This window comes from Streptomyces sp. MB09-01, assembly GCF_033794505.1.
Lineage (GTDB): Bacteria > Actinomycetota > Actinomycetes > Streptomycetales > Streptomycetaceae > Streptomyces.
Genome location: NZ_JARAYQ010000109.1, coordinates 1 through 26067, shown reverse-complemented (window position 1 = coordinate 26067; position 26067 = coordinate 1). Strand labels below are relative to the sequence as shown.

Sequence of the window (26067 nt, the reverse complement as noted above, 5' to 3'; positions counted from 1 at the left end):
ACCCCGGCCCCCGCCCCCGGCACTCCGCCGGCGGAGCTGCGCATCGAGGTGGAGACCGCCAACGAGCGCCGCTTGCGAGGGAAGTTGCGCGGTGTGACCTACGTGATGGCGATGCTGCTGGGCGCCGAGCGCATCGGCGAGGTGCGCATGGACGTCGGCTACCTGCCCTCCGAGGTGTACCGCTCACTGCGGCACGGCCGCCGCCCCGACGCCCCCGCGCTGTCGGACCTGCTGCCGCCGCGCCCCGTCGACGCCTTGGCGGACGCGGCCGCGGTGGACCGCGCGGACCGGCGCAACGTCGTACTCGGCACGGTCGACCAGAGCGGCCCGCTGACCGGGAGCGCGCTGCTGCTGGCCCCGTTCGACAACCCCAGCATGTTCGACCACCGCCAGGACCACCTGCCCGGCATGGTGATGATGGAGGCCGCCCGCCAGCTCGGCCTGTACGTCACGGCCGCGGGCGCGCCGGCCCCCGCGGCGGTCATGACCGGCTTCACCGCGGACTTCTTCCAGTACGCCGAGCTGGACCGCCCCACGCTGGTGTCCGCCCGCCCCGCACGTGACACGGCCCGGGCCGAAACCGTCCTGGAGATCTCCTTCGAACAGGAGTCGACGGTCGTGGCCTCCGGCGAGATCACCCTGCGGGCCGCCGCCGGCCTGCCCGGCTGACCGGCCGACCCGACACGAACACGGCGTACACGAACCGGGCTCACACGAACACGGCTTACACGAAAGGACTCGTCATGGACCTGAGGGACGGGCTGGGGATCAAGGCCGTACGCGTTTGGCTGCCCGAGCAGGCCGACACCGCGCACGAGGCCGTCGCCGCCGGCCGGATCGACACCGAGGAGCAGGCCACCGCGGGCATCCGGCAGCTGCCGGTGTCCGACCTGGCCGCACCCGACATGGCCGTACGCGCCGCCCGCGCCGCACTGGCCGCCGCCGGCCCGGACGCACCGACGCCGGATCTGCTGATCCACGCCTGGATCCACCACCAGGGCCACGACTTCTGGTCCCCGGCGCACTACGTCGCCCGCGAACTCGGCGCGCACCACACGCTCCCGGTCGGCATCCAGCAGATGTGCAACGGCGGCGCCGTCGGCCTGGAGCTCGCCGCCGCGCGGCTCCTCGCCGACCCCGGGTGCCGCAGCGCGCTCGTGACCACCGCGGACCGCTTCGCCGACGAGGGCTTCGACCGCTGGCGCGGCGACTACGGGGTCTGGTACGGGGACGCGGCCACCGCGGTCGTCCTGCACCGCCCCGACGGCAGTCCCGACGAACTGCTCCTGCGCTCCCTGGCCACGGCCACCATCCCCGAGGTGGAGGCGCTGCACCGGGGCCGGGACGCCTTCTCGCCCGCGCCGCGCTGGCACAGCGACCGGGTCGACGTCCGCCGCACGAAGAAGGCGTTCATCGAGGACACCGGACTGGACGTCTTCTACCGGCGCGTCCACTCCGTACTGCACGACATCGTCCTCGGGGCGCTGGCCGACGCCGGGCTGGAGCCCGACGACCCGCGCGTGACGCTGATCGCTTTCCCCCGTGTCGGCGACAAGGTGCTGAACGAGACCTACTACCCGGGCGTCGCAGGCCTCACCAAGGCGCGGAGCATCCGGCTCGGCGAGGACACCGGACACCTCGGCGCCGGTGACATGGCGGCCAACTTCGAGGAGATCGGGCGGCGCGGGCTGCTGGACGCCGGCGAGATCGCCCTGGTGATCAGCGCGGGCGGCGGATTCACCTTCTCCTGCGCCGCGGTGGAGATGCCGCAGTGACCGACCGCCAGACCCGCAAGACCCGCAGGACACGCACGACCGCCTCACCGAACCGACGACCCCGACCCCGACCCGGAGCGCAACGATGACCCCTGAACAACGACGCGAGTCCGCACCCGCACCCGACGTGCTGGTCGTGGGCGCGGGCCCGGTCGGCCTGGTGGTCGCCTGCGAACTGGTGCAGCAGGGCGTCCCCGTCCGGCTGGTCGACGCCTCCGTCACCTCGCCCGAGCACTCCCGGGCCGCCATCGTCTGGCCGCGCATCCTGGAACAGCTGCGCCGCATCGGCGCGGCCGCCCCGCTGATCGACGCCGGCCACCAGGTGGACGGGGTGGGCTTCTACTCCGAGGGCAGCCGCCTGGGCTCGGTGTCCATGAACCACCTGCACGGCACCCCGTACCCCTTCGCCCTGACCATCCCGCAGAACGTCACCGAGTCGGTGCTGGAGAAGCGCCTCCTCGAACTCGGCGGCAGCATCGAGCGCGGGGTCACCCTGGAGCGGCTCACCCGGGGCCCGCAGCGGACCCGGGTGAGCCTGCGCACCGCCGAAGGGGCGGTGGAGGCGGCCGAGTACGGCTGGGTGGTCGGCGCGGACGGCGCGCACAGCACCGTGCGCAAGCAGCTCGGCATCACCTTCGAGGGCGAGGCGCCGGACCTGACCTTCGCGATCGCCGACGCCCCGGTCGAGGGCGGCCTCTCACACCGCATGCTGCACTACCTGTACTCCGCCAAGGGCGCGTTCGGGCTCGCACCGCTGGACGGGGTGAACTTCCGGCTGGCGGTCAGCGTGCCGCACCAGGAGGAGAGCGCCGCCGCACCCTCCCGCGAGCTGTTCCAGGAGCGCCTGGAGCAGGTCGCGCCCGGCGCGGGCACCATCGGCGAACTGCACTGGAGCACCACGTTCCGGCTGCGCTGCCGTACGGCCGCGGCCTTCCGTCAGGGACGCTGCTTCCTGGCCGGCGACGCCGCGCACATCATGAGCCCGGCCGGCGGCCAGGGCATGAACACCGGCCTCATCGACGCGGTGAGCCTGGGCTGGCGGCTCGCCGGAGTCATCCGCGGCCGGCTGGCCGAGTCCGTGCTCGACGAGTACGACACCGAACGCCGGGCCGCCGCCCACCGGATCACCCGTACCACCGGACTGCAGACCCGCTGGGGCCTGGTGAGCGGCCGGGCCCGTACGGCTGCCCGCGACGGCATCGCGCGCGTCGCCGACACCACCGGACTGCTCCAGCGCGTCGCGGCCCCGGTGATGAGCCAGCTCGACATCGGCTACGCCCCGCCGCAGGACCGGTGGTCCGCGGTCAAGGACGCGGCCACCCGGCTGGCCGGCATCTCGGGGGCGCGGCCGGGCACCCGGCTGCCCGTCTTCGTCGCCGAGCCGGGCGACGAGGACCGGCGGACCGGCCGGCCGCGAATCGCCGGGGACCGGCTGAGCGTGCTGCTGTGGCCCGGCGTCCACCGGGGTCCGGGCTGGGCCGAGCGCGCCGCGGCCGCCCGCGCGGCGATACCCGCCGGGACATCCGTGGTGGACCTGGCCGAGCTCGTCTCGCCGGACCTGGAGCGGAGCTTCCCGCGCGACCCGGCCGCGGCGGTCGTCCGCCCCGACGGGCACCTGGCGGCCTTCGTACCGCTGACCCGGCCGTGGGAGATCGCGCCGGCGCTGCGGCGCGCGGGGCTGCTGCCCGTCGCCGACGTCGAGACCGCCGGCGACGCCCCCCGCGAGGTGACGGCATGACGCGCGTCGCCGTGGTCCGCGGCATCGGTGCCTGGCTGCCCCCGACGGTGGTCACCAACGACATGCTCGCCGCCCGCCTGGACACCTCGGACGACTGGATCCGCAGCCGGACCGGCATCGGGCAGCGCCACGTGGTCGACCCCGGCATGGCCACCGGCGACCTCGCGGTCGAGGCCGGGCGGCGGGCCCTGGATTCGGCCGGCGTCGACTCGGTCGACATGGTCGTGCTGGCCACGACCACCCCGGACCGGCCCTGCCCGGCGACCGCTCCGGACGTGGCGCACCGGCTGGGGCTGACCGGCGTACCGGCCTTCGACGTCTCCGCCGTGTGCAGCGGATTCCTGTACGCCCTGTCCACCGCGGCCGCCGTGATCGGCGCGGGCCAGGCCGACCACGTGCTCGTCATCGCCGCCGAGGCCTTCACCACCCTGCTCGACCCGCAGGACCGCTCCACCGTGGCGATCTTCGGCGACGGTGCGGGGGCCATGGTGCTCGGCGCCGGCCGGGAGGGCGATCCCGGTGCGGTGCTGGGGATCGACCTCGGCAGCGACGGCTCGCTGGCCGACCTGATCACCGTACGGGCCGGCGGCTCGCGGCAGCCGCTCGCGGCCGACCCGACGGCCGGCACGACGGCCGACCCCGCGGACGCGTGGTTCACCATGCGCGGCCGCGAGGTGTTCATGAACGCGGTCGTCCGCATGGACGCCTCGGCCCGCAAGGTGCTCGGCACGGTCGGCTGGAGCGCCGAGGACGTGGACCTCTTCGTCGGACACCAGGCCAACGCCCGGATCCTCAAGGCCCTGGGGGACCGGCTCGGCGTCCCCGGGGACAAGGTCTTCTCCCACATCGAGCACGTCGGCAACACCGCAGGCGCCTCCATCCCCGTCGCCCTCGCGGATGCCGTGGCCTCCGGCCGCCTGCGCGGTGGCGACAAGGTGCTGCTCAGCGCCTTCGGCGGCGGCGCCACCTGGGGGAGCGCCGCCCTGAACTGGCCGGACCTCGTGGCCGGCTGACACCACACCCTTCCTTCTCACCCACGGCACCACACACAGGAGCACAACGACCATGACCACCCACACCACCACCGACACCTTCACCCGCATCGCCGCCGTCCTCGGCCGCCACTTCGGCGTCGACAGCGCCGAGGTGCAGGCCGGCACCACCTTCGAGGAGCTGGAGTTCGACTCCCTCGTCCTGGTGGAGTTCGCCCTGACCCTGCAGCAGGAGTTCGGCGTCGACGTCTTCGACTACGAGCTGCTGGAGTGCCCCACGGTCGCGGACGTCGAAAAGCTCATGCTGACCAAGGCCGAGGCGGCGGTCTGACGATGGGCACAGCGCAGCGAGACGGCATCGCGGTCACCGGCCTGGGCCTGGTGACCCCGGCCGGCATCGGAGTAGACGAGAACTGGCGACGTGTCCTCTCGGGCCGCAGCGCCGCCGCCTGCGACCCGGAACTGGAGGGCGGCAAGCCGGACTTCTCCTGCAGGGTGCCCGGATTCGACGCGGCCGCACTGCTCGGCCGTACCAAGGCGTGGCGCTACGACCGCTTCGTCCAGCTGGCGATCGCGGCCGCACGGGAGGCGGTCGCGGACTCCGGACTGGATCCCAAGCAATGGGACGGCGCCCGGGTGGCGGTCGTCGTCGGCAACTCCCTCGGGGGATCGACCACCTTCGAGCGGCAGTGCCAGACGATGGGCGAACAAGGCCCGGGCATGGTCTCGCCCATGCTGGTCCCGATGTCCATGGTGAACATGGTCGCCGGGTACGTGGCCATCGACGTCGGCGCCAAGGGGCCGAGCCTGGTCACCGCCACGGCGTGCGCCTCCGGCACCACGGCCGTCGGCTACGCGCAGGACCTGCTGCGCAGCGGTGCCTGCGACGTGGTGATCGCCGGGGGTTCGGAGTCGGCGATCAGCCCCACCGTCATGGCGGGCCTGAACCAGATGGGCGCGCTGTCCAAGCGGATGGACTACCCGGAACTGGCCTCGCGGCCCTTCGACGCACAGCGCGACGGCTTCGTCGCCGCCGAGGGCGCCGGCATCCTGGTGCTGGAACGCGCCGCCGACGCCCACGCCCGAGGTGCCTCCGTGCACGCTTACGTGAGCGGCTACGGGGCTTCCTCGGACGCCCACCACGCCACCGCGCCGGACCCGCAGGGCCACGGCGTCGAGCGGGCGGTGCGCGCGGCACTGGCCGACGCGGGACTCGCGCCCGAGGACATCGGCCACGTCAACGCGCACGGCACGTCCACGCCGATGAACGACGTGACGGAAGCGCGCGGCCTGTACCGCGTGTTCGGCGAGGGCGCGGCCGTCTGCTCCACCAAGGGGGTCACCGGCCACCCGCTGGCGGCGGCCGGAGCGATCGAAGCCGCGTACGCGGTGCTGGCCGTCAAGCACGGCCAGATCCCCCCGACGGCCAACCTGACCGACCGGGACCCGGACATCGCCCTGGACCTGGTCGCCGGCGCGCCGCGGCAGACGCGACTGCTCGCCGCGGTCAGCAACTCGGCGGGCTTCGGCGGCCACAACGCGGCGCTCGTCGTGACCGCCGCCTAGGGTTCCGGTCCGCCGGAACCCCTCGAACGGGTGCCGGCCGGCGCGCTGTGCCGACGCGCCGGCCGGCACCGACCATCCTTCCCTTCCCCACCCTTGCTTCCCTCCACCCTTCCTTCTCCCCGCCCCTGAACGACACATCGTGAGGTAATCGCCGTGAAGACGCGCCAACTGGGTTCCGCAGGACCGGACGTGAGCTCCATCGGGCTCGGCTGTATGGGAATGAGCTGGGGGTACGCCGAATCCCAGCGCACCGACAGCACCTCCGTGGAGGTCATCCGGACCGCCCTCGATCTGGGCGTGACGTTCCTGGACACCGCGGACATCTACGGCGACGGGCACAACGAGTCCCTCGTCGGCGAGGCCCTGCTGGGCCGCCGCGACGAGGTGGTCCTGGCGACCAAGATGGGCCTGGTCGTGGACGACCTGGCCACCAAGCGGATGCACCGGGACGGCTCCCCGGCCCAGGTGCGCCGGGCCGTCGAGGCGAGCCTGAAGCGGCTGCGCACCGATGTCATCGACCTCTACTACCTGCACCGGGTCGACCCCGCCGTACCGTTGGAGGAGACCTGGGGCGCCCTCGCCGAGCTGGTCGCCGAGGGCAAGGTGCGCCATCTGGGGCTGTCCGAGGTGACGGCGGGCGAGGCCGCCCGGGCGCACGCCGTGCACCCGGTGACGGCGATCCAGTCGGAGCTGTCCCTGTGGACGCGCGATGCGCTCGAGGGCGACGACGTCGTCGGCTGGTGCGCGGCGAACGGGGCCGCCTTCGTCCCCTTCGCGCCCCTGGGCCGGGGCTATCTCACCGGCAGCATCGACACGTCCACGCAGTTCGAGGACGACGACTTCCGGGCCACCAACCCGCGGTTCTCCGACGCCGCCCGGGCCGCCAACCAGCGGATCGTGGACACCGTGAAGGACGTGGCCCGGGCGCACGGCGCCACGCCGGCGCAGGTGGCGCTGGCCTGGGTGCTGGCCCGCGGCGAGCACGTCGTACCCATCCCGGGCACCAAGCGGGTCGGGTACCTGCGCGAGAACGTGGCGGCCGTCGACGTGCGGCTCAGCCCCTCCGACCTGGACCGGCTCACCGGCCTGCCCTCCGCCGTCGGCACCCGCTACTGATCCGAATTCAGCCAAGTCGCAGAAGTCTGATACACCTCAACCGGTGTTCTGAGTAAGAACCCTGATACTGTTTCGACTGGTCCTGGCCGCCGCGGCCCCCGCCGCGTGCGGCCCCTGGGGACCCCCCTTCCGCATGCCTTCACCCCCTGCCGAAACCCCGAGGAGGTACTCCCGGTGAGTACAACCGCACAGCCAATGGACCGAGCACCGTCCCGAGCGGGCATCACGCTGCTGGCGGCCTGCCTGGTCGCGGCGCTCCTGCCCACCTCGATCACCGGGACCTCCGTCACCCTCCCCGCCATGGGTGCCGACCTCGGGAGCGACCTCGCCGACCTCCAGTGGGTCGTCAACGCCTACGACCTGACGTTCGCCAGCTTCCTGCTCGCCTGCGGCTCGCTGTCCGACATCATCGGCCGCCGCCGCATGTTCCTCGGCGGCATGACGGTCTTCGCGCTCTGCTCGCTCATCGCCGGCGCGGCCACCGACATCACCCTGGTCGACATCGTCCGCGGCATCGCCGGCATCGGCGCCGCCGCCGTCATCACCAGCGCCAGCTCCGCCCTCGCCAACGCCTTCGACGGCGCCGCCCGCGCCCGCGCATTCGGCTTCTACGGCACCTGCTTCGGCATCGGCCTCGCCTTCGGCCCGCTGGCCGCCGGCGCGCTGACCAGCGCGCTCGACTGGCGCTGGTTCTTCTTCGCCCAGGCCATCGTCGCCGCGGTCGTCATCATCGCCGCCCTGCGCATCCCCGAAGGCCGCAACCCCGAGGCCCCCAAGGTCGACTGGGCCGGCACCCTCACCTTCACCTCCAGCCTCTTCCTGCTGATCCTCGCGCTGGTCGAAGGCCCCCAGATCGGCTGGGCGCACCCGGTCGTCCTCCTCTTCCTCGTGGGCTCCGTCCTGCTGCTCGCCGGCTTCGTCCTCGTCGAATCGCGTTCCGCGCACCCCATGTTCGACCTGGGCCTCTTCCGCCAGCCGCAGTACGTCGCCCTGTGCGTGACCCCGGTGGCCCTCGCCTTCGGCTTCGTCGCCCTCCTGGTCTTCCTGCCCTCGTACTTCATGGCCGTGGACGGCATCTCCGCCGCCGACGCCGGTCTTCTCCTGCTGCTGCTCACCGCCCCCACCCTGGTCATGCCGGCCATCGCCGGCTACGCCTCCAAGTGGCTCTCGCCCCGCGCCCTGCTGGTCACCTGCATGACGATGGTCGCCGCCGGCACCGCCTGGCTGACCGTCATCGAGGCGAACATCGGCGTCCTGTCGCTGGCCGGACCGCTGATCGTCATCGGCATGGGCTTCGGCATCTCCAACGGCGTGCTGGACGGCGCCGCCGTCAGCTCCGTGGAGCCGCACCGCGCCGGCATGGCCGCGGGCATGTTCAACACGATGCGCATCACCGGCGAGGTCATCGCCATCGCCGCCATGGGCTCGCTGATGGTCAGCGTCACCCGCTCGCAGCTCTCCGACGGCATCGGCGACTACGCCGCCGCGGGCTCGGCCGGCGACGTCGCCAACCAGCTCGCCCAGGGTGACCTGGTGACCTCCACGACCAAGGTGGAGGAGTCCCTCCGCGGCGCCTACACCGAGTTCGCTTCCAGCGCGTACAGCGGCGCCATGCACGAGATCCTCTGGGTGCTCTCCGGCATCTGCCTGGTCACCGTGCCCTTCCTATGGGTCCTGTGCCGTCCGCGCAAGGAGGAGGCCGCTCCGGAGGCGACCGCCCCGGCCACGGAGACCGAGTCCCCGGAACCCGCCCTCAGCGGCTCGGCCTCCTAGGCCCCGCCCTCCGACCCCGTCGCCCGGGGCGGGCAACCCCCGCACCGTCCCCGGGCGGCGGCCCGGCAGCCGCCGTCCCCACCGACCACAGCTCTCGGAGTACCGCATGAACGACCAGGCCCGGCGCACGGCCTTCTTCGACGTCGACGAGACCCTCATCACCGTCAAGAGCATGTTCCGCTTCCTGCGTTTCCACCTGCGGGCCCAGGGCGCGCCCGACTCTGCGTACGAGGAGGCCGCCGGGAACCTGCGCCGGCGCGCCGCAGAAGGCGTGCCGCGCGAGGTGACCAACCGCGAGTACTACGGCCTCTACGCGGGCTGTTCGGTCGAGGAGGTCGCCAGGGAGGGGCGCGCCTGGTTCGCGCAGGAACTGGCCGCCGGCGGACTGTTCCACCCGCCCGTGCTCGACGCCCTGCGCGAGCACCGGAGCGCGGGCGACCGTACGGTGCTCGTCTCCGGGTCCTTCCCCGCCTGCCTCGACCCCGTCGCCGCCCACGTCGGCGCGGACGCGGTGCTGTGCTCCCGGCCCGAGATCAAGGACGGGCGCTACACCGGCGAGCTGACGGTCGCGGTCATCGGCGAGGCCAAGGCCGTCGCGGCCGAGGCCGACATGCGCGACACCGGCGCCGATCCCGCGGACTGCCACGCGTACGGCGACCACGCCTCCGACCTCCCGCTGCTGACCGCCGTCGGTCACGCGCACGTCATCGGCGACGACCCCGTCCTGGCGGAGCGGGGCGCGGACAGCGGCTGGCACCGGCTGAAGGGCATCGCCGGGCGCACCCCTGCGACCGCCGCCGCCCCGGCCATCACCGTTGCCGCTTCCGCTGCCCCGGCCGGCGACCCGCTCGGGGAGCTTGCCCGCCTCAGCGGCCTGCCCGGCACCCCGGAGCAGCCCGAGTGGCGCACCGGCGCGGAGCTGCTGCTGCGCTACCTGGGCCGCGCGGCCGCCATGGTCGCCGACGGCTACGCCGCCCCCGAGGACATCGACACCGCCATGCGGCTCGGCTGCGGGATGCGCGGCGGTCCGCTGGAACTGCTCGACTCGATCGGCCCGCACACCGCGCAGGCCGCCGCCGAAGCCCTGGGCCTGCCCGCCGGGGCGTTCGCGCGCCTGGGCCGGGCCCCCGTGGCCGCGGCCCCGGCGTCGCACGCCGCGGGGATCGGGCCCCGTACCGTACGCGACGTCGGCGTGGTCGGCTCCGGCACCATGGCGACCGGCATCGCGGCCGTGTTCCTGGCCTCCGGCCACCCGGTACGCCTCCTCGCGCGCTCCGAGCAGCGCGCCGAGGCGGCCCGACTTGCCGTCCACCGGGCCCTGCTGTCCACGCGGATGCCCCGCGACGAGGCCGACCGGGTCCTGGAGGGGTGCGTCACCGTCCTGTCGGCCGACGCGCTCGCCGGCTGCGACCTCGTCGTCGAGGCGATCGCCGAGGACCTCGACGCGAAGCTCGACGTCCTGACGCGGCTCGACCGCGCCTGCGGACCGGGCACGGTGCTGGCCACGACCACCTCGAGCCTGCCGGTGGCCCGGCTCGCCTCGGCGGTGAGCCGCCCGGCCGACGTCATCGGCCTCCACTTCTTCAACCCGGCCCCCGCGATGACCCTCGTCGAGGTCGTCCGGACCGACACCACCGCGGCCGAGGTCATCGCCACCGCCGACGCCCTGTGCCGCGCCCTCGGCCGCACCCCGGTGCACTGCACCGACCGGGCCGGCTTCATCGTCAACGCCCTGCTGTTCCCGCTCCTCAACGACGCCGCCCGGGTCGTCGGCGAGGGCCGCGGCACGGTGGAGGAGGTCGACGCGGCCGTCACGGGCGGCTGCGGCTTCCCCCACGGCCCGTTCCGCCTGCTCGACGTGGTCGGCACCGACGTCGCACTCGCCGTGCAGCAGGGGCTGCGGCGCGGGCTGGGCGGCTCGGAGCTCGACGTGGCGCCGCTCCTGGAGGAACTCGTCCGCGACGGGGTCCTCGGGATGAAGGCGCGCCGCAGCGTCCGGCAGCACCTGCGGCCCGCCTGAGCCCGCGGCACCCCCTGCTCCTGATCCTCAGCTCGTCCCTCTCGTCCCCCTCGTCCCTCACACCATCGATCTCCCCCGGAGGTGGCCATGCGCGCCGCACGTTTCGCCGAATTCGGCGACCACAATGTCCTGACCGTCGTCCACGACGCCCCCGAGCCCGAGGCGGCGCCCGGCCGCGTGGTCATCCAGGTCAGCCACGCGGGCGTGAACTTCGCCGAAGTGATGTTCCGCCGCGGGCAGTTCCCCGTCGCCCTGCCGCACGTGCCCGGTCTGGAGGCCGTCGGTACCGTCCGCTCCGTCGGCGAGGGGGTCACCGGCCTGCGTCCCGGCCAGCGGGTCGCCGCGCTCACCCTCGACGGCGGCGGCAACGCCGAGTTCGCCTCGGCCCGCGCCGACCTGACCGTCCCGCTGGAGGACGAGCTCGCCGAGCTGCCGTCCGCCCTGGCGGCCGCCGCCCTGTGCAACGGCGCGACCGCCTGGGGCGTCGTGCACGCCGCGGGCCGCGTCGAGCAGGGCGACACCGTACTCGTCCTGGCCGCGGCCGGCGGCGTGGGCACCGCGGCGGCCCAGCTCGCCCGGGCCGCCGGCGCGGCCCGCGTCATCGGTGCCACCAGCTCGCCGGAGAAGGCCGCGCAGGCCCTGGAGTTCGGCTACGACGCGGTCGTCACGTACGACCGGCTGGAGGAGGAGGTCCGGCGGCTGACCGACGGCGCCGGGGTCGACGTCGTCCTCGACTCCATCGGCGGCGACACCCGCGGCACGGCCAACGGGCAGCTCGCGACGCTCGGCCGGCACGTCGTCTTCGGCGACGCGGCCGCCCAGGACACCTCGTACCAGGCCAACCACGTCTGGTTCACCGGCACCGCCCTGGTGGGCTACAACCTCGGCGGCCTGGCCAACAGCCGCCCCGCGGTCCTCGGCGACCACCTGCGCAGCGCCCTGCGCGCGGTGGCCGACGGCTCGGTCCGCATCGAGGTCACCGAGCTGCCGCTGGACGAGGTGGCCAAGGCCCACGAGCTGCTGGAGTCGCGCGCCTCCGTCGGCAAGTACGTCGTCACCGTCGACGGCCGGTGACGTGACGTGCTCGTCCTCGGATTTCCGGCCGGCTCCTTCGGTACGAACTGCTACGTGCTGGCGGCGGGCCCCGACGGCCCGTGCGTCGTCGTCGACCCGGGGCAGGACGCGACCGCCTCGGTCCGCGCCGCCCTGGGACGGCGCGGCCTCCACCTGGAGGCCGTCCTGCTGACCCACGGGCACATGGACCACACCTGGTCCGTGGCGCCGCTGTGCGAGGAGCTCGGCGTGCCCGCGTACATCCACCCCCTGGACCGGGAGATGCTGGTCCGCCCCGAGGCCGGGCTGCCCGCGGACTTCCCGGCGGCGGCGCTGCGGGGCTTCCCGCGCTCGGAGCCCGAGCTGGTGCGCCCGCTGCCCGACGAGGGCCTGCTCAGCATCGCGGGCCTGGACATCGAGGTGCACCACGCCCCGGGCCACACCCCGGGGTCGGTGGCGTACTCGCTGCAGGCCGGCGGGGACGCGCTGCTGCTGACCGGGGACAGTCTGCTCGCGGACGGCCTCGGCCGGGCCTTCCCGCCGGTGGGGGACCCGGATGTGCTGGCCGGCTCGATGTCCCGGGTCTGCGGCCCGCGACGGGACCGGACCACCGTGCTGCCGGGTCACGGGGGCACCACCACGGTGGGTGCGGTCCGCAGGTTCCTCTAGCGCCGGGTTCTGCTGCGCGACCGGACTCCGGTCCTTCCGGGCGACCTCGCAAGTCGCCCGGAAGGACCGGAGTTCCGGCATGCGCGGACTCCCTGCGGGGCCCGGGAAAACAGTCTGGCCCCGACCCTTGCAGGGCCGGGGCCAGACCCCTGAATCTCCGCCGGAAGATTACGGGGTTTCCTCTTCCGTCAGAGCGGTGATGCACCGTTCCAGAAGATCCCGCAACTGCTTCTGCTCATCGGCCGACAAGGCATTGGAAAGCTTCGCTTCCACCTTGCGGGCGACGGTGTCGGCCTTCTTGACGAGAGCGCGTCCGGCCGGCGTCAACTTGGTGACGAGCACCTTTTGATGAAGATCGGAGGTCTGTCGCTCGATCAAGCGCTTCGACTCGAGATTGGCCAGCACCGTGGCCATGCTCTGAGGTGTCACGAGGCAGACGCGCGCCAACTGTGCACCCGACATGCCGGGCGAATAGGAGAGCGCCATCAGCGCTGCATACTGTGGAACTGTCAGGCCGAGATCGCGGAGAACTCTGCTCTTCTCTCCGATCAATGCCTGTTCGGCACGCTTAATGACGTGTCCTACTCGAGCAGCCACTTCCTGTTCGAATTCAGCCACTCTGGACGACCGGCTCATGCCGCTCCTTTATTTACAGAGACAGGTAATCCCCCCGCTGAGGCGTATAGAGATGTGCCGAGCTAAGCCTCACGGCAACGCTACCATGCATCTCATAGAAGGCAATATTCTGATCAGTGACAGGGTTCTGTTAACTCGGTGCGAAGAATCCGTCACCGAAGGGCCGCGGTCGGGTCGGAGGCAGGGGTGGGCCGGGGAAGGCGGGCGGTCGGCGCGGCGGGCGGAAGTGCCGCGTCGGACGTCCTGTTCCGAACAGGTGAGGGCGAATGCGCGTGAGAGCCCTCGTTCGTACAAGGGCCCCGTAGGATGCCGCAATGACCTCCATGCCCGTCGAGGAGCGCATCGGCTCCCACATCAAGCGCGCCGAACAGGCGCTCCTCGCGGCCAAGAACGCCGCCGTGAAGGCGGCCGCAGTAACGGTTCCGCAATACACCGCGCTGCTCTGGCTCTCCGAGAAGCCCGGCATCTCCGCGGCCGGGCTCGCCCGCCTGTGCGGAGTGACGCCGCCGACCATGAACACCGTGCTGAAGAACCTCCAGGAGCGCGGGCTCATCGAGCGGACCCCGCACGAATTGCACGGCAATGTGCTGGAGACCCGGCTCACGGACGAGGGACGCGCCGTGATGGAGGTGGCGGACGCGGGGGCCGTGGCCGTGGAGCGTTCGCTCGCGCAGGAGTTCACGGCGGAGGAGCGGGAGCTGCTCATCCGGATGCTGGGCCGGTGCGTACGGCGGCTCGACCCGCGGCCGTGAGCCCGCAGCCCCTCCCCCCGAAGGCGCCGGGCGGCGCTCCGACCCGCTGACTTCCGGCCCGCCGGGCCGGCCCCGCCCGATGGCGGCATCTGTGCGGGCGTGGGGCGCGGCGGCGAGGGGGATGCAGTCCACGGGCACCTGGGTGCTCCTCTTCAGCGCCGCCGTGATCCTCAACCAGCGCAACGTGAGCTTCGGCGGCACCTTCAACGGGGCCCTGTCGACCGAGGTCAGGGCGTTCCAGGACTTCTGCGAGCTGCCGATCACCGGCAACGGGGACTTCTCCACCTGGGCCTCCCTCCTCGTCTCCTACGGTGACCAGGACCACCGGGGCACCGCCTGCGACGGGGTCACGAAGATCACCCAGGCGCGCGCGGACGCGCTGAAGGCCGCCGGGTACAAGTGCATCGGCCGCTACCTGACCAACCCCGACCCCATCGGGCTCCCCGAGAAGGCCATCCGGCCGGGCGAGCTGGCCACCATCGCCGCCAACGGCCTCCGGTGCTTCCCGATCTACCAGACCTATGGGCGGGCGGCCTCGGGCTTCACCCGCACGCGGGGCAGGGACGCGGCGCTCGCCGCCGCCAACGCCGCCAAGAACCACGGGTTCAAGGAGGGCGCCCGCATCTTCTTCGCCGTCGACTTCGACGCGTACGACTTCGAGATCACGGACAACGTGATCCCGTATTTCCAAGGGGTCAAGGAAGGCCTCGCCATGTTCGGGAACCCGTACGCCGTCGGCGTCTACGGTCCCCGCAACGTGTGTATCCGGGTGGGCCAGGCGGGTCTGAGCACCGCCAGCTTCGTCTCCGACATGTCCAGCGGATTCTCCGGGAACTACCGGTATCCGCTGCCCCCCGACTGGGCGTACGACCAGGTCGTCACGATCAATGTCGGGAGCGGCGCCGGCGCCATCAACATCGACAACAACATCGCCTCCGAGCGGGACATCGGCCAGGGCTCCTTCAACGCCCCGGCCACGGAGAAGGGCGACGTCAACTTCGCCATGCAGTACTGGCAGGGCCTGCACGACGACATCAGTTCCTACATGGTGTCCATCGGCTACCCGAACAGCAGCGCCACCCGTATCTTCACGCACACCCAGTGCCTGGAAACGATCATTGCGAACGACGCCCTCGTCACCTCGCTCGCCCGTCAGCACCACATGCGCAAGGCGCTGATCCAGACCTCGGCCTACTGGGAGATGCGCCACTACGACGCCGTGGACCTGGCCGTGGACGCGGGTGTCACGCTCTACCACACCGGTACCGGGCGGCCCGCAGAAGGCGGCGCGCGTGGACGCGTTCCAGGGGGACTTCGTCCCGCTGCGCCTGCTGTGCCACATCGACGGGGGCGGTAGCTACACCGCGGGCGTGCCGGGCTACGTCAATCCGGTCGTGGCCGTCCTGACCACCGGCGCCGTGGCTACGGGCGCCCTCGCGACGGCCAAACGTACTCAGCTCAAGAAGAAGCCCCCGATGAAGGGAACCGAGCGTTGAACCAGCCGGGCATATCTCGTCGTCGGCCCTGGGGCGGGCGGGCGGCCTCCTCGCCGTCGCGGGTCTGGGAACGATTCCCGGATCCGCCCTGCTCGCCACACCCGCGTACGCCGACCCGTCCCCCGAAGTGCCGGAACGGGACGACATCCAGAAGGCACTGCGGCGGCTCAAGGAGGAGCACGCCAAGATCTTCACGGGCAAGCCGAGCCCGAACGGCTGGGAGATGGAGAAGGTCGCGGACGGTGGAGGGTCCGTCTGGACGCGTCCCGTCCCCGGCACCGGGCTCGACGGGGTGGCCGTCCGCCTCGGAGAGGTGGAGAACCTCCTCTTCCACGTGATCCGGCGCTTCCACTACGAGATCGACCTGCTGCGCAAGGGCGACGTGGCGGGCTGGCAGGAGCCCGGGAAGGTCCGCAAGGGACTGCCCGAAGGCAATCTGGCGGCCGGTACGGCGATCCGGATCCGTCCCGGCCACTATCCGGCCGGCGCGAAGGGGGGGCTTCTACCCCTACGAAGTGCTCGTGATCCGGGACGTCGTCGCCGAGCTGGACGGCGTCGTCCGCTGGGGAGGTGACGCCCGCAAGCCCGACGAGGCCCTCTTCTACCTCGCTGTGGGGCCGGGCGACCGGCGCCTGACCGAGGTCGCCGCCAAACTCCGCAGCTGGAACGAGCAGCCGGACGCGGGCCCGGGCACCGGGGTCGACGTCCTGGACGCCGAGCGCCGCGGCGCCGCGAAGTCCCTGGAGAACAAGCAGCGCAACGCTGCCTGACCTCGCCCGAACGGTGCGCGACGTGGTGCCCCTCGAGTGGGTGAGGGGCACCACGGGCGGTCCGGCCTAGTAGCGGTCGTGCGAGGCGTTCTCGTTGTACAGGCCGGAGACCAGGTTCTCCGCCGGCCAGTAGTCCCCGCAGTTCGGGGAGAAGCTCTGGCTCGGGCCGCTGTAACCGGAGTTGAAGTAGACCGGTAGTCGGCGACGCATTTCCGTAGCGTGCCATGCAGGACCGCCACTGGTCCTGGACGGCGACCTTCCAGGCGTAACCGTCCGCCGGTTTGGCGGTGAATTCGTCCAGCGGGAGGGGAGGCCCACCGCCAGGCCCTTGGTGGGAGCCGACGGAATCTGGTCGAGCGCCATCCGCGTGGGCGCGGCGTTCACCGGCGCACCCGGGTCCTGCGGCGGGTTGCCCGCCTGTTGCGTCCCGCATGCGGCGAGTAGTGCCACGAGAGTGGCGGTACCCGCTACGACTCTGATCGGTCTCAACGTGAAGGCCTCCGTGCCGGGGGCGCGGGGGCTTCGGTGGCCGACCGGACGGGACCGTACGTGCGCGACATATCGCGGGCGGGTAAGTGGCCGGATCTTCGCCTTCGAGCGCCACGGGCCGGGATTTCGGAGATTCGGTTGATTTTCGCGAGCATGTGCTGCTGGGCGAACGCATCGACGGCGGGGTGGAGGCCACCCCGCCGTCGATGCGTTCGCTGCCCGGCGTCCGGCGCCGGCCCGTGCCGATCAGCGGTTGATGTCGACCACGATCCGGTTCGGAGCCGTGAGCTTCGAGATCCGGTACGAGGAGTGGTCGCCGAGGGCGAGTCCGATGTTGAACTCATGGGCCTCGGGGTCGGTGGTGCCGGTGCGGCCCTGTCCCTTGAGGCTCGGGAAGTTGTAGGTGAAGTAGTCCGGACTCGTGTACACCGCCTTGGAGTTGGCGAAGTCGAATCCGGTCGCCTTGGCCAGCTTGATCTTCAGGTACTGCTGGCCCGTGATCGGGACCACGTGCTCGTTCGTCTCGTCACCGCAGCAGGTCAGCGGGGTCGTCTGCGTGGTCGTGGTCCACGCCGGAATCGGTCCCTCGCCCAGGTCGATGACGAAGCGGTCGAAGGTCGGGTGGGTCGCGGCGCGGACGCCGAGGACACAGGTCCCGTAGCAGTCGGGGGTGGCGGCCGCGGCCGCCTGGGCCTGCGGAACGGCTATGCACAGCGCGCTCGCCGCGACCGCGACGGTGGTTGCGAGCAGGCGAACGGCCCTGGTGGAACGCATACGAGAACTCCCCCTCATGATGCTGCAATTGCATGAAGTCGATGTGGGCTTTGCGGCACGGATGCCCCTGAGCGGGGGATGCTGCGCGCCGGCCGTGCGGCGGGATCCGCCGCGAGGCCCCCCGTCCCCCGAGCGGGTGCTGCCGGGACGATACCCCGGAAAGAAGCGCAGGCCGACGGGGTTTCGGGGGGTGCAGCCGTGGATCGGTTGCCGTGGGGCGATGTGACGTTCGAATTTGGCTTGAACAGGCGGTTGCATTGGCGAAAAACAGCCCATCGGGCAGATTCGGAAAGTGGTGCTCGGACCGGTAGGGATGGAGACGGAGGACGGGGCCCAGGTGGCGCCGAGGCTGCTCGAGGTCCGCTCCCTCCTGGCCTGCCTCTGCGCGCACCGCGGTGCAGCCGTGTCCTCCGGACGGCTCATCGAAGCCCTCTGGTCAGGCACTCCTCCGCAGACCGCCTCCACCGCCCTGCACGTCTACGTCTCCCAGCTGCGCAAGCAACTCCGGGCGCACGGCCTCGACGCCGCCGCACTCGTCACCCCCCAGCCGCCCGGATACCGGCTGCGGCTCGGCGGGTGCGAGCTGGACGTCCACGCATTCGACCGGCTGCTGGGACGGCCCGTGAATTCCGTCGGGCGGGTGAACGGGAAAAGGCTTCCAAAGCCCTGGAGCACGCCATTTCCCTATGGCGCGGACGGGCCCTCGAAGACCTGCGTGGAATTCCCGCTTTCGAATCCATCGGCCGCCGGCTGGACGAGCGCCGCTCCTTCGCCCTCGAGCAGCGTGTCGAGCTCGAGCTCGAACTCGGAAATCACCAGGCCCTCGTCGGTGAGATCCGCGCCCTGCTCGACGGCCGCTCGACGTGGGAAAACCTGCATGCCTGCCTGATGGTGGCCCTCTACCGAAGTGGACGGACCACCGAAGCGCTGGCGACCTGTGGCAGGCTCCGGAGCAACCTGGTCGAGGACCACGGGATCGAGCCCGCGCCGCGTCTGCAGCGGCTCCAGCACGCGATCTTGACGCACGCCCCGGGCCTCGACGACTGTGGCGCTGATCAGTTGGCCGGTGTCAACGCCGCGTGAGGGGCCGGCCCGGTGTGCAGGCTTGACCATGATCCCCAACCGCCCGTGAGCGGGAGCTTCGAGGTGACGACGATGAACGCCCCCACCGTCCCGTGGTGGCCGCTGCTGCGGCCGCCGGGCGCGGCTGCCGTGCCCCGCCTGCGCCTGCTGGTGTTCCCGCACTCCGGGTCCGGGCCCAGCACGCTCTACCCCGTCGTCGAGGCGCTGCCCGCGGACGTGGAAGTGCTCGGGCTCTCGCTCCCCGGCCGTGAGCGCCGCTTCGGCGAGCCTCCGGGCTGCCGGCTCGACCAGGTCCTGGACGCGGTCTCCGACGAGGTGCTCGGCCGCGACCCGCTGCCCACGGTGGTCTTCGGGCACAGCCTCGGCGCGCTCCTCGCCGCCCGCGCGGCCCTGCTCCTCGGCCCGCAGTGCCGGGCGGTCGTCGTCAGTGGCCAAGTGCCCGGCCGGACCCCGCGCCGGGCCCACGCCACGGTCACCCAGGAGGACGCCGTCCGGCTGCTGCGCGTCGGCGGGGGCACGCCGGAGTGGGTCCTGCGGGACCCGGACATGCTGGCCCACGTCACGCGCGTGCTGCGGGCCGACATAGCGCTCAGCCGGGAGGCCGCGGTGGGGTTCGAGGACGTACGGCTCGACGTGCCGCTCCACGTGCTGGGCGGCACGGCGGACCCGCTGGTCCCGCACGGGCCGCTCGAGGGCTGGGCCGACCACACGACCGGGCCGTGCCGGGTGCGCCGCTTCGCCGGAGACCACTTCTTCCTGCTGGCCCAGGAGCACCGGGGCGAGGTCGGGGAGATCCTGCTCGAGGCCCTCGCAGCGGACCTGTGAGACCGGCCCCGGCGGTTCGGAGCATGCGCCGGCCTTCTGCGCGGGGCGGGGCGGGCGCCGTCCTGCAGAGCGGCGGGCCGGGGCCCTGGGTGCGGACGCTCAGAACCCCGTGGGGGAGTTACGGCCGGGTGACGCGGATCTGGTAACTGCCGTTGCGCAGCTGGCCCACCACCGAGACGCTGATGCCCGCCTTCTCGTCGGTGAAGGTCTCGCCCGGCCGGAAGGGGGCGTCCGACAGTTCCGCGTGCACGTTGGGCCGGCGCGTGCAGCCGCCGCTGGCGTCGGCGCTGTCCGACACCGTGATCGGGCCGTGGCCGGTGTCCACGTCGGAGTCCACCTTGTAGATGAGGACGCCGGGCTTGCACACGGCCTCGTCGTTCCCGGCCCGGGTCCGCACTTCGACCGCGTACCCGGCGCTCTCCGACAGCGGGACGAAGGCCAGTTTCGTGCCGCCCCGTACTCCCAGCGGCGACAGGGTGTGGTCGCTGGTGCCCGGCTTGGACGCGCAGCTGATCTGCGTGCTGTCCAACCAGCCCAGCTTCCACTTGTGCCAGCCCATGAGGTCGTTGTTGGCGCCCCAGTCCTCGCTCATGATGTCCCAGTGCCCGACCGTGCTGCCGCCGTCGGAGGTGTAGAGGTCGGGCAGTCCGAAGACGTGCCCGTTCTCGTGCGGCAGCACCCGGTAGCCGGTCTCCCGGTAGGTTCCGGAGCCGTCGTCCTGCCGGCTGTAGACGAAGGACGTGTTGGCCAGCGGCACCCCGTCGGCGACGGGGGCCTCGCCGTTGCCCGAGAAGGTCACGGACAGGACGGTGTCCAGGGCGGACGGCCCGGCGTTCGGCGTGATCAGGATGTTGATCAGGTCGTACCGGCTGAAGTTCACCTCGGGGTCGGCGGCCTTCGCGATGTGCTCGACGAGCTGCCGGTAGCCCGGCTCGTACGGGGACCCGCGCTCGATCCCGTACGCCGCGAAGGGCATCGGCATCCGCAGCCAGTTCCTTATGGGGGCCTCGGGCCGGTAGGTGAGCCGGCCGTAGGAACTGGTGCGGAACCATTCGGCGGTCTGGGGGAAGAACTCGGCCAGCCGGTCAGCGGCCGTGCCCTCCCCCTTGGCGTCGGGGAAGTCGACCATCAGGTTCAGGGCGCGGATCTCGCCGGTCGAGCGCGAGTACCCGGGCGGGGTCGGCAGGCCCTCGGACATCTGCACGCCCATCGTGCCGGCGATCCGGCAGGGCGCGAGAGCCGATTCGACGGTCGTGGCCACAGGGCCGGCCGCCGAGTGCCCGCGACTGGATATCCCGGTGCTCGCGGTCGCGGAGACGCCGAGGGCGAGCGCGGTCAGGCCGATGAACGCGCCGGTGCGGCGGGGCGTGCGTATCCGGTGGCGGGTCTGCGGCATGGAGATCGCCTTCGGGTCCGCGGCAGCCGGCCCTGTCCGGTCTGCGCTCTGTGCGATCACCCTCCGACGGGCGCGGCGCGCCCGCGCGTCGGGAGAGGCCGAACGTGGACAGGCTTGTGAGTCAGGTCACACGGAGGAGTGAAATAACCGGGGACGGGATCCCCGTTTGTACGTGAGTCCCGCAAAGCGGGGACCGGCTCCCCGTTTGGGCGGGCCGAGCGAGCCGGCCGTGCGGCGAGCTGTCCGTACTGCGTGTCACCGTGCCAGGGAGGCCCCGGAATGAAGCGCCCCACCGCCACCGCCCCGGCGGCCCCGCCCGCCCGCGCGGCGGACGTGGACCTGGCGCCGGCCCCGGCGCACGCCGCACCGGCACAGGCCCCGGCCTCGAAGCCGGCGCGCGTGCGGGAGGCGGCCGGCGCCCGTGCGCCGCGTGCGTCCCGTGCGGGCGGCTCCGGTGTCCCGCGTCCGCGCGCCGACGCCGTCCGCAACCGTGAGCGGATCCTGGCGGCGGCCCGCGAGGCCTTCGTCGAGTTCGGTTCCGCGGCCCCCTTCGACGAGGTGGCGCGGCGGGCCGGCATCGGCAACGCCACCCTCTACCGGCACTTCCCCGACCGGCCCACCCTCGTCCGTCACGTCGTGCTCTTCGTGATGGGCCGGGTCACGGCCTCGGCCGCGGCCTCCCTCGCCGAGGAGTCCGACGCCTTCGCCGCGCTGTGCCGCTTCACGCACGCCGCGGCCGACGAGCGGATCGGCGCCCTGTGCCCCATGCTCGCCGACGACTTCGACCGCGAACACCCCGAACTCCTCGCGGCGCAGACCGCCTTGGAGTCGGCCGTCGAGACCCTGCTGGCCACCGGCCAGGACGCCGGAGCGATCCGCACGGACATCGGCGTCGGCGACCTGATGGTCGCCCTGTCCCAGCTCAGCCGCCCGCTCCCCGGAACCGCCTGCCTCGACACCGACCGCTTCGCCCACCGTCACCTCCAGCTCTTCCTCGACGGGTTGAGGGCTCCGGCCCGCTCCGAACTGCCGGGTTCGGCGGCCACGTTCGACGACCTCCGGCAAAAACCCATGTGACGCGCACAAAGCTTGCCAATTAGCCTTTTTCAGTCATTCCGCACAGTGAAGTGGGTACCCCCATGTCAAAAACAGCCGCGACACCGCCGCTGGCTGCCGATCCCAGTCGCTGGAAGGCGCTCGTCTTCATAGCCCTGGCCCAGCTGATGGTCGTCCTCGACGCGACCATCGTGAACATCGCCCTGCCGTCCGCCCAGACCGACCTCGGCATCTCGGACGGCAACCGCCAGTGGGTCATCACCGCGTACGCGCTGGCCTTCGGCGGACTGCTCCTCTTCGGCGGCCGCATCGCCGACAAGTGGGGCCGTAAGAACGCCTTCGTCGTCGGCCTCATCGGCTTCGCCCTGGCCTCCGCGCTCGGCGGCGCCGCGACCGGCGAGGCCATGATGCTCGGCGCCCGCGCCCTCCAGGGTGCCTTCGGCGCACTGCTCGCACCGGCGGCCCTCTCGCTGCTCGCGGTGATGTTCACCGACGCCAAGGAGCGCGCCAAGGCCTTCGGCATCTACGGCGCGATCGCGGGCGGCGGCGGCGCCGTCGGCCTGATCCTCGGCGGCTTCCTCACCGAGTACCTCAACTGGCGCTGGACCTTCTTCGTCAACATCCCGTTCGCGATCGTCGCGGCCGTGGGTGCCTGGATGGTCATCCGCGAGCCCGCCGGCTCCCGCAACCGCGCCCCGCTCGACATCCCGGGCGTGGTCCTGTCCACCACCGGTCTCGTCGCCCTCGTGTACGGCTTCACCCGTGCCGAGTCCGCCGGCTGGTCGAACGCCCTGACGGTCATCATGTTCGTCGCCTCGGCGCTGCTGCTGGCGGCCTTCGTCCTCGTCGAGTCCCAGGTGAAGTCCCCGCTGCTGCCGCTGCGCGTCCTGCTGGAGCGCAACCGCGGCGGGGTCTACCTCTCGCTCGGCCTGGCCGTCATCGCCATGTTCGGCCTGTTCCTCTTCCTGACCTACTACCTGCAGGTCGTGAAGGGCTTCTCGCCGGTCAAGACCGGCTTCGCCTTCCTGCCGATGATCGCGGGCATGATCGTGGGCTCCACGCAGATCGGCGCCCGCCTGATGACCCGCGTCGCGCCGCGCCTGCTGATGGGGCCGGGCTTCCTGCTCGCCGCCGTCGGCATGCTGCTGCTGACCCAACTGGAGGTCGGGTCCTCGTACCCGGCGCTGATCCTCCCGGCGCAGCTGCTGCTCGGCCTGGGCATGGGCACGGCGTTCATGCCGGCGATGTCCCTGGCCACGCACGGGGTGAACCCGGCCGACGCCGGGGTCGCCTCCGCCATGGTCAACACCTCGCAGCAGGTGGGCGGCGCCATCGGCACCGCGCTCCTGAACACGATCGCCGCCTCGGCGACCACGGTGTACCTGACCGACCACGCGGCCGAGGCAGCGGCGGGCGGCCCGGCCGGACAGCTGATCCAGGCGCAGGCCATGGTCGAGGGCTACGCCTCCGCCATCTGGTGGGCGGTCGGCATCCTGGTCGCCAGCTCGGTCATCGCCCTGGCGCTGATCAACACCGGCCGTCCGAACGTCGGCGGCCCGGTGGCCTCGGGCGCCGGCGAGGGTGCGGACGCCGAGTTCAAGGTCCCGGTGATCGCCCACTGACGGCGGTGGCCGTACGGGAATGACTGATCACCCCGCTTGGTTCAAATTTGAACCAAGCGGGGTTAGTCTTTTGGGGCAGCCCTGCACCGACGACGGAGGAGTGCCCCATGACCCCGGCCACTGCATCCCCGACGCCCACGGGTGCGACCCCGCAGGGCACCCGCATGCCGGCGCTGTACCTCAGTCACGGGGCGCCCCCGCTCGCCGACGACCCGGTCTGGCCGGGCGAGCTCGCCGCCTGGTCCGCGGACCTGCCCCGCCCCACGGCGATCCTGATGGTCTCCGCCCACTGGGAAGAGGCCCCGCTCGCCCTCGGCGCCACCGAGCGGGTCCCGCTCGTCTACGACTTCTGGGGCTTCCCCGAGCACTACTACCGGGTCCGCTACGACGCTCCCGGCGCCCCGCGGCTGGCCGCGCAGGTCCGGGCGCTCCTCAAGGCCCCCGGCATCCCGGTCCAGGACATACCGGACCGCGGGCTGGACCACGGCGCGTACGTCCCCCTCGTGGAGATGTTCCCGGACGCCGACATACCGGTGCTCCAGATCTCCATGCCCACGCTGGACCCGCGCCGTCTGATGGGGATCGGCCGCAAGCTCGCGCCCCTGCGCGACGAGGGCGTCCTCATCGTCGGCAGCGGCTTCTTCACCCACAACCTGGCCGCCCTGCGGCACCAGGGCCCGGGCGTCCCCTCCTGGTCCGCCGAATTCGACGCCTGGGGCCACGAGGCCCTGGCCGCCGGCGACCTGGACTCCCTGCTCGACTTCGAGGGCAAGTCCCCGTCGGGCCGCCTCGCCCACCCCCGCACGGAACACTTCGCCCCGCTCTTCGTCACCCTCGGCGCGGCGGAGGCGACCGGCGACCTCACCGCCCGCCGCGACCCGGTGGACGGCTTCTGGATGGGCCTCTCGAAGCGCTCCCTCCAGTTCGGCTAGTAGGCCGTTCGGAGCGCCCCGTGAAGCCGTGGTGGCGTACGCCGTTTTCGGGCGGAATGGTCCTCTTGTGGCGTATCCGGCGATTCACTGGCCCGTGCAGGCAACCAGAAGCCGGTGCGGACCGTCTTCAGGGTGGGAGTGCAGTCAGGGGTGGCGCTGTTCCGCAGTGGAATCGACTGTGCCGAACGTGACGGCCGTCTCACGGACGCCGTGGGGGGAGAGGTTCGTGAGCGTGGCCGGATCTGCCTCGGTTCAGGGCCTGACCTGCACCTCTTCGAGTTCCCGCGGCATTCGGCCCCCTCTCGTGGCGAGGCAGGATACTGCAAGATCTCGAAAAAGAGGGAACGGCGTGGGAATTCTGTCCCGATTCCAGTCGTTGTTTCCTTCGGAAGCGGGCACTCGGGAGAGTGTCCGAGGACGCACCACTCCACCCGGTGGCCGTCCGGCAGCCGCACCGCGACCGAACTTCATCGCAAGGGAGCACGCATGGCAACCCGCGCCGTCGCCCGTCGTCAGTCCACGAGCAGCGCCCGCGCTGTGGGCGGGGAGATCGCAGACCGCGACCTGGTCGGCATGTACCTGGACGAGATCGCGCGCACCCCGCTGCTCGACGCCGCCAAGGAAGTGGAGCTCTCGCAGATCATCGAGGCGGGCGTCTACGCCCAGCAGATCCTCGACGGCGAGATAGACCGCAAGGGCGAGTCCCCGGCACGCGAGGAGCTGGAGGCGCTCGCCGCCGAAGGCGAGCGCGCCAAGGAAGTCTTCATCCGTTCCAACCTCCGTCTCGTCGTGGCCGTCGCCCGGCGCTACCCGCGCAGCGGCCTGCCCCTCCTCGACCTGATCCAGGAGGGCAACGCCGGCCTGGTCCGCGCGGTCGAGAAGTTCGACTACGCCAAGGGCTTCAAGTTCTCCACGTACGCCACGTGGTGGATCCGCCAGGCCATCACCCGCTCCATCGCGGACCAGTCCCGCACCATCCGCCTCCCCGTCCACCTGGTCGAGGAGCTCGGCCGGATCCGTCGCGTCCAGCGCGAGTTCAACCGCGAGAACGGCCGGGACCCGGAGCACGCCGAGATCGCCGCCGAGCTGGACACCACGGAGAAGCGGGTGGGCGACGTACTGGACTGGGCGCGCGACCCGGTCAGCCTCAACATGTCGGTGGACGACGACGGCGACACGCAGTTCGGTGACCTCCTCGAGGACACCTCGGCGATCTCGCCCGAGCAGTCCGTGCTCTCGCTGCTGCGCAGCGAGGAGCTGGACGACCTGCTCGGCAAGCTCGACCAGCGCACCGCGTCGATCATCAAGATGCGGTACGGCATCGACGACGGCCGCGAGCGGACCCTGACGGAGGTCGGCAAGCAGCACGGCCTGACCCGCGAGCGGATCCGCCAGATCGAGAAGCACGCCCTGCTGGAACTGAAGCGGATGGCGCGCGACACGGGCTTCGACGCCGTGGCCTAGAGCGGCCCGCAGCCAAACCCCCAGAACGAGCCCCGGTGCCTATCCCCCCCCCAGGCGCCGGGGCTCGTTC

At 72.1% G+C, this 26067-nt stretch carries 26 protein-coding genes and 1 pseudogene; 23 read left to right on the top strand and 4 right to left on the bottom strand.

Translation table 11 applies throughout. The features are described 5' to 3' along the window. From PV721_RS22575 to PV721_RS22525, 11 genes are all read left to right on the top strand, one after another. On the top strand, positions 1–669 hold a 669-nt coding region (locus PV721_RS22575), incomplete at its 5' end, for an AfsA-related hotdog domain-containing protein (RefSeq protein WP_319727212.1). Between the two features lie 74 nt (positions 670–743). Then, on the top strand, positions 744–1775 hold the full coding sequence (locus PV721_RS22570; protein ID WP_319727211.1) for a 3-oxoacyl-ACP synthase: 1032 nt from the start codon (positions 744–746) through the stop codon (positions 1773–1775). An 85-nt stretch (positions 1776–1860) separates the two neighbouring features. Beyond that, complete coding sequence (locus PV721_RS22565; protein WP_319727209.1) at positions 1861–3513, top strand: FAD-dependent monooxygenase; 1653 nt, start codon at positions 1861–1863, stop codon at positions 3511–3513. Continuing rightward, on the top strand, positions 3510–4526 hold the full coding sequence (locus tag PV721_RS22560; protein WP_319727208.1) for a beta-ketoacyl-ACP synthase III: 1017 nt from the start codon (positions 3510–3512) through the stop codon (positions 4524–4526). Before PV721_RS22565 ends, PV721_RS22560 begins: the two co-directional genes overlap by 4 nt. Positions 4527–4578: 52 nt before the next feature. After that, positions 4579–4836, top strand: a complete 258-nt coding sequence (locus PV721_RS22555) for an acyl carrier protein (RefSeq protein ID WP_319727207.1) — start codon at positions 4579–4581, stop codon at positions 4834–4836. 2 nt (positions 4837–4838) lie between these two features. Further along, the gene (locus tag PV721_RS22550) at positions 4839–6071 is read left to right on the top strand and encodes a beta-ketoacyl-[acyl-carrier-protein] synthase family protein (RefSeq protein ID WP_319727206.1); all 1233 of its coding nucleotides are present in this window, start codon (positions 4839–4841) and stop codon (positions 6069–6071) included. Between the two features lie 153 nt (positions 6072–6224). Continuing rightward, entirely contained in the window at positions 6225–7187 is a 963-nt protein-coding gene (locus PV721_RS22545) for an aldo/keto reductase (RefSeq protein WP_416371153.1), read from the top strand. Between the two features lie 195 nt (positions 7188–7382). Further along, positions 7383–8960, top strand: a complete 1578-nt coding sequence (locus tag PV721_RS22540; protein ID WP_319727204.1) for an MFS transporter — start codon at positions 7383–7385, stop codon at positions 8958–8960. A gap of 106 nt (positions 8961–9066) precedes the next feature. Further along, a complete protein-coding gene (locus PV721_RS22535; RefSeq protein ID WP_319727202.1) occupies positions 9067–10980 on the top strand; it encodes an HAD-IB family hydrolase in 1914 nt (637 codons plus the stop codon). An 87-nt stretch (positions 10981–11067) separates the two neighbouring features. Further along, a complete protein-coding gene (locus PV721_RS22530; protein ID WP_319727201.1) occupies positions 11068–12054 on the top strand; it encodes a quinone oxidoreductase family protein in 987 nt (328 codons plus the stop codon). Positions 12055–12060: 6 nt separating this feature from the next. Then, positions 12061–12702, top strand: coding sequence for an MBL fold metallo-hydrolase (locus PV721_RS22525; RefSeq protein WP_319727200.1), 642 nt, complete (start codon positions 12061–12063; stop codon positions 12700–12702). A 168-nt stretch (positions 12703–12870) separates the two neighbouring features. On the opposite strand, the gene PV721_RS22520 is transcribed toward PV721_RS22525, so the two are convergent. Continuing rightward, entirely contained in the window at positions 12871–13338 is a 468-nt protein-coding gene (locus tag PV721_RS22520) for a MarR family winged helix-turn-helix transcriptional regulator (protein WP_301370282.1), read from the bottom strand. 314 nt (positions 13339–13652) lie between these two features. Between PV721_RS22520 and PV721_RS22515 the strand changes: the two genes are divergently transcribed. From PV721_RS22515 to PV721_RS22495, 5 genes are all read left to right on the top strand, one after another. Continuing rightward, positions 13653–14090, top strand: coding sequence for a MarR family winged helix-turn-helix transcriptional regulator (locus PV721_RS22515; protein WP_319727196.1), 438 nt, complete (start codon positions 13653–13655; stop codon positions 14088–14090). Between the two features lie 121 nt (positions 14091–14211). Next, on the top strand, positions 14212–15447 hold the full coding sequence (locus PV721_RS22510; protein WP_416371152.1) for a glycoside hydrolase domain-containing protein: 1236 nt from the start codon (positions 14212–14214) through the stop codon (positions 15445–15447). Next, positions 15383–15586, top strand: coding sequence for a hypothetical protein (locus PV721_RS22505; RefSeq protein WP_319727194.1), 204 nt, complete (start codon positions 15383–15385; stop codon positions 15584–15586). The genes PV721_RS22510 and PV721_RS22505 overlap by 65 nt, the downstream gene beginning before the upstream one ends. 127 nt (positions 15587–15713) lie before the next feature. Further along, positions 15714–16160, top strand: coding sequence for a hypothetical protein (locus tag PV721_RS22500; RefSeq protein WP_319727193.1), 447 nt, complete (start codon positions 15714–15716; stop codon positions 16158–16160). Beyond that, positions 16108–16356, top strand: coding sequence for a hypothetical protein (locus PV721_RS22495; protein ID WP_319727192.1), 249 nt, complete (start codon positions 16108–16110; stop codon positions 16354–16356). Before PV721_RS22500 ends, PV721_RS22495 begins: the two co-directional genes overlap by 53 nt. A gap of 66 nt (positions 16357–16422) precedes the next feature. Here the strand turns inward: PV721_RS22495 and PV721_RS22490 are convergent, their stop codons facing one another. Both PV721_RS22490 and PV721_RS22485 read right to left on the bottom strand, forming a co-directional pair. After that, entirely contained in the window at positions 16423–16566 is a 144-nt protein-coding gene (locus PV721_RS22490) for a hypothetical protein (RefSeq protein WP_319727190.1), read from the bottom strand. A gap of 525 nt (positions 16567–17091) precedes the next feature. Next, a complete protein-coding gene (locus PV721_RS22485; RefSeq protein ID WP_319727188.1) occupies positions 17092–17619 on the bottom strand; it encodes a hypothetical protein in 528 nt (175 codons plus the stop codon). Positions 17620–17932: 313 nt separating this feature from the next. Here PV721_RS22485 and PV721_RS43990 point away from each other — a divergent pair. From PV721_RS43990 to PV721_RS22475, 3 genes and pseudogenes are all read left to right on the top strand, one after another. Next, positions 17933–18172, top strand: a pseudogene (locus PV721_RS43990) (AfsR/SARP family transcriptional regulator); the annotation flags it as partial. Positions 18173–18195: 23 nt separating this feature from the next. Next, entirely contained in the window at positions 18196–18702 is a 507-nt protein-coding gene (locus PV721_RS43985; RefSeq protein WP_416371151.1) for an AfsR/SARP family transcriptional regulator, read from the top strand. 72 nt (positions 18703–18774) lie between these two features. Then, positions 18775–19527: a thioesterase II family protein gene (locus tag PV721_RS22475; RefSeq protein WP_319727184.1), complete on the top strand. Its 753-nt coding sequence runs from the start codon at positions 18775–18777 to the stop codon at positions 19525–19527. 118 nt (positions 19528–19645) lie between these two features. Here the strand turns inward: PV721_RS22475 and PV721_RS22470 are convergent, their stop codons facing one another. Next, positions 19646–20923, bottom strand: coding sequence for a M6 family metalloprotease domain-containing protein (locus PV721_RS22470; RefSeq protein WP_319727183.1), 1278 nt, complete (start codon positions 20921–20923; stop codon positions 19646–19648). Between the two features lie 279 nt (positions 20924–21202). Between PV721_RS22470 and PV721_RS22465 the strand changes: the two genes are divergently transcribed. The 4 genes from PV721_RS22465 (at position 21203) to PV721_RS22450 (ending at position 25997) form a co-directional block, all read left to right on the top strand. After that, complete coding sequence (locus PV721_RS22465) at positions 21203–22000, top strand: TetR/AcrR family transcriptional regulator (RefSeq protein WP_319727182.1); 798 nt, start codon at positions 21203–21205, stop codon at positions 21998–22000. 62 nt (positions 22001–22062) lie between these two features. Further along, a complete protein-coding gene (locus PV721_RS22460) occupies positions 22063–23601 on the top strand; it encodes an MFS transporter (protein WP_319727181.1) in 1539 nt (512 codons plus the stop codon). Between the two features lie 107 nt (positions 23602–23708). Further along, positions 23709–24533, top strand: a complete 825-nt coding sequence (locus tag PV721_RS22455) for a class III extradiol ring-cleavage dioxygenase (protein WP_319727180.1) — start codon at positions 23709–23711, stop codon at positions 24531–24533. Between the two features lie 486 nt (positions 24534–25019). Then, positions 25020–25997 carry a sigma-70 family RNA polymerase sigma factor gene (locus tag PV721_RS22450; RefSeq protein ID WP_319727177.1) on the top strand — a complete coding sequence of 326 codons (978 nt, stop codon included), beginning with the start codon at positions 25020–25022 and terminating at the stop codon, positions 25995–25997. Positions 25998–26067: the final 70 nt, after the last annotated feature.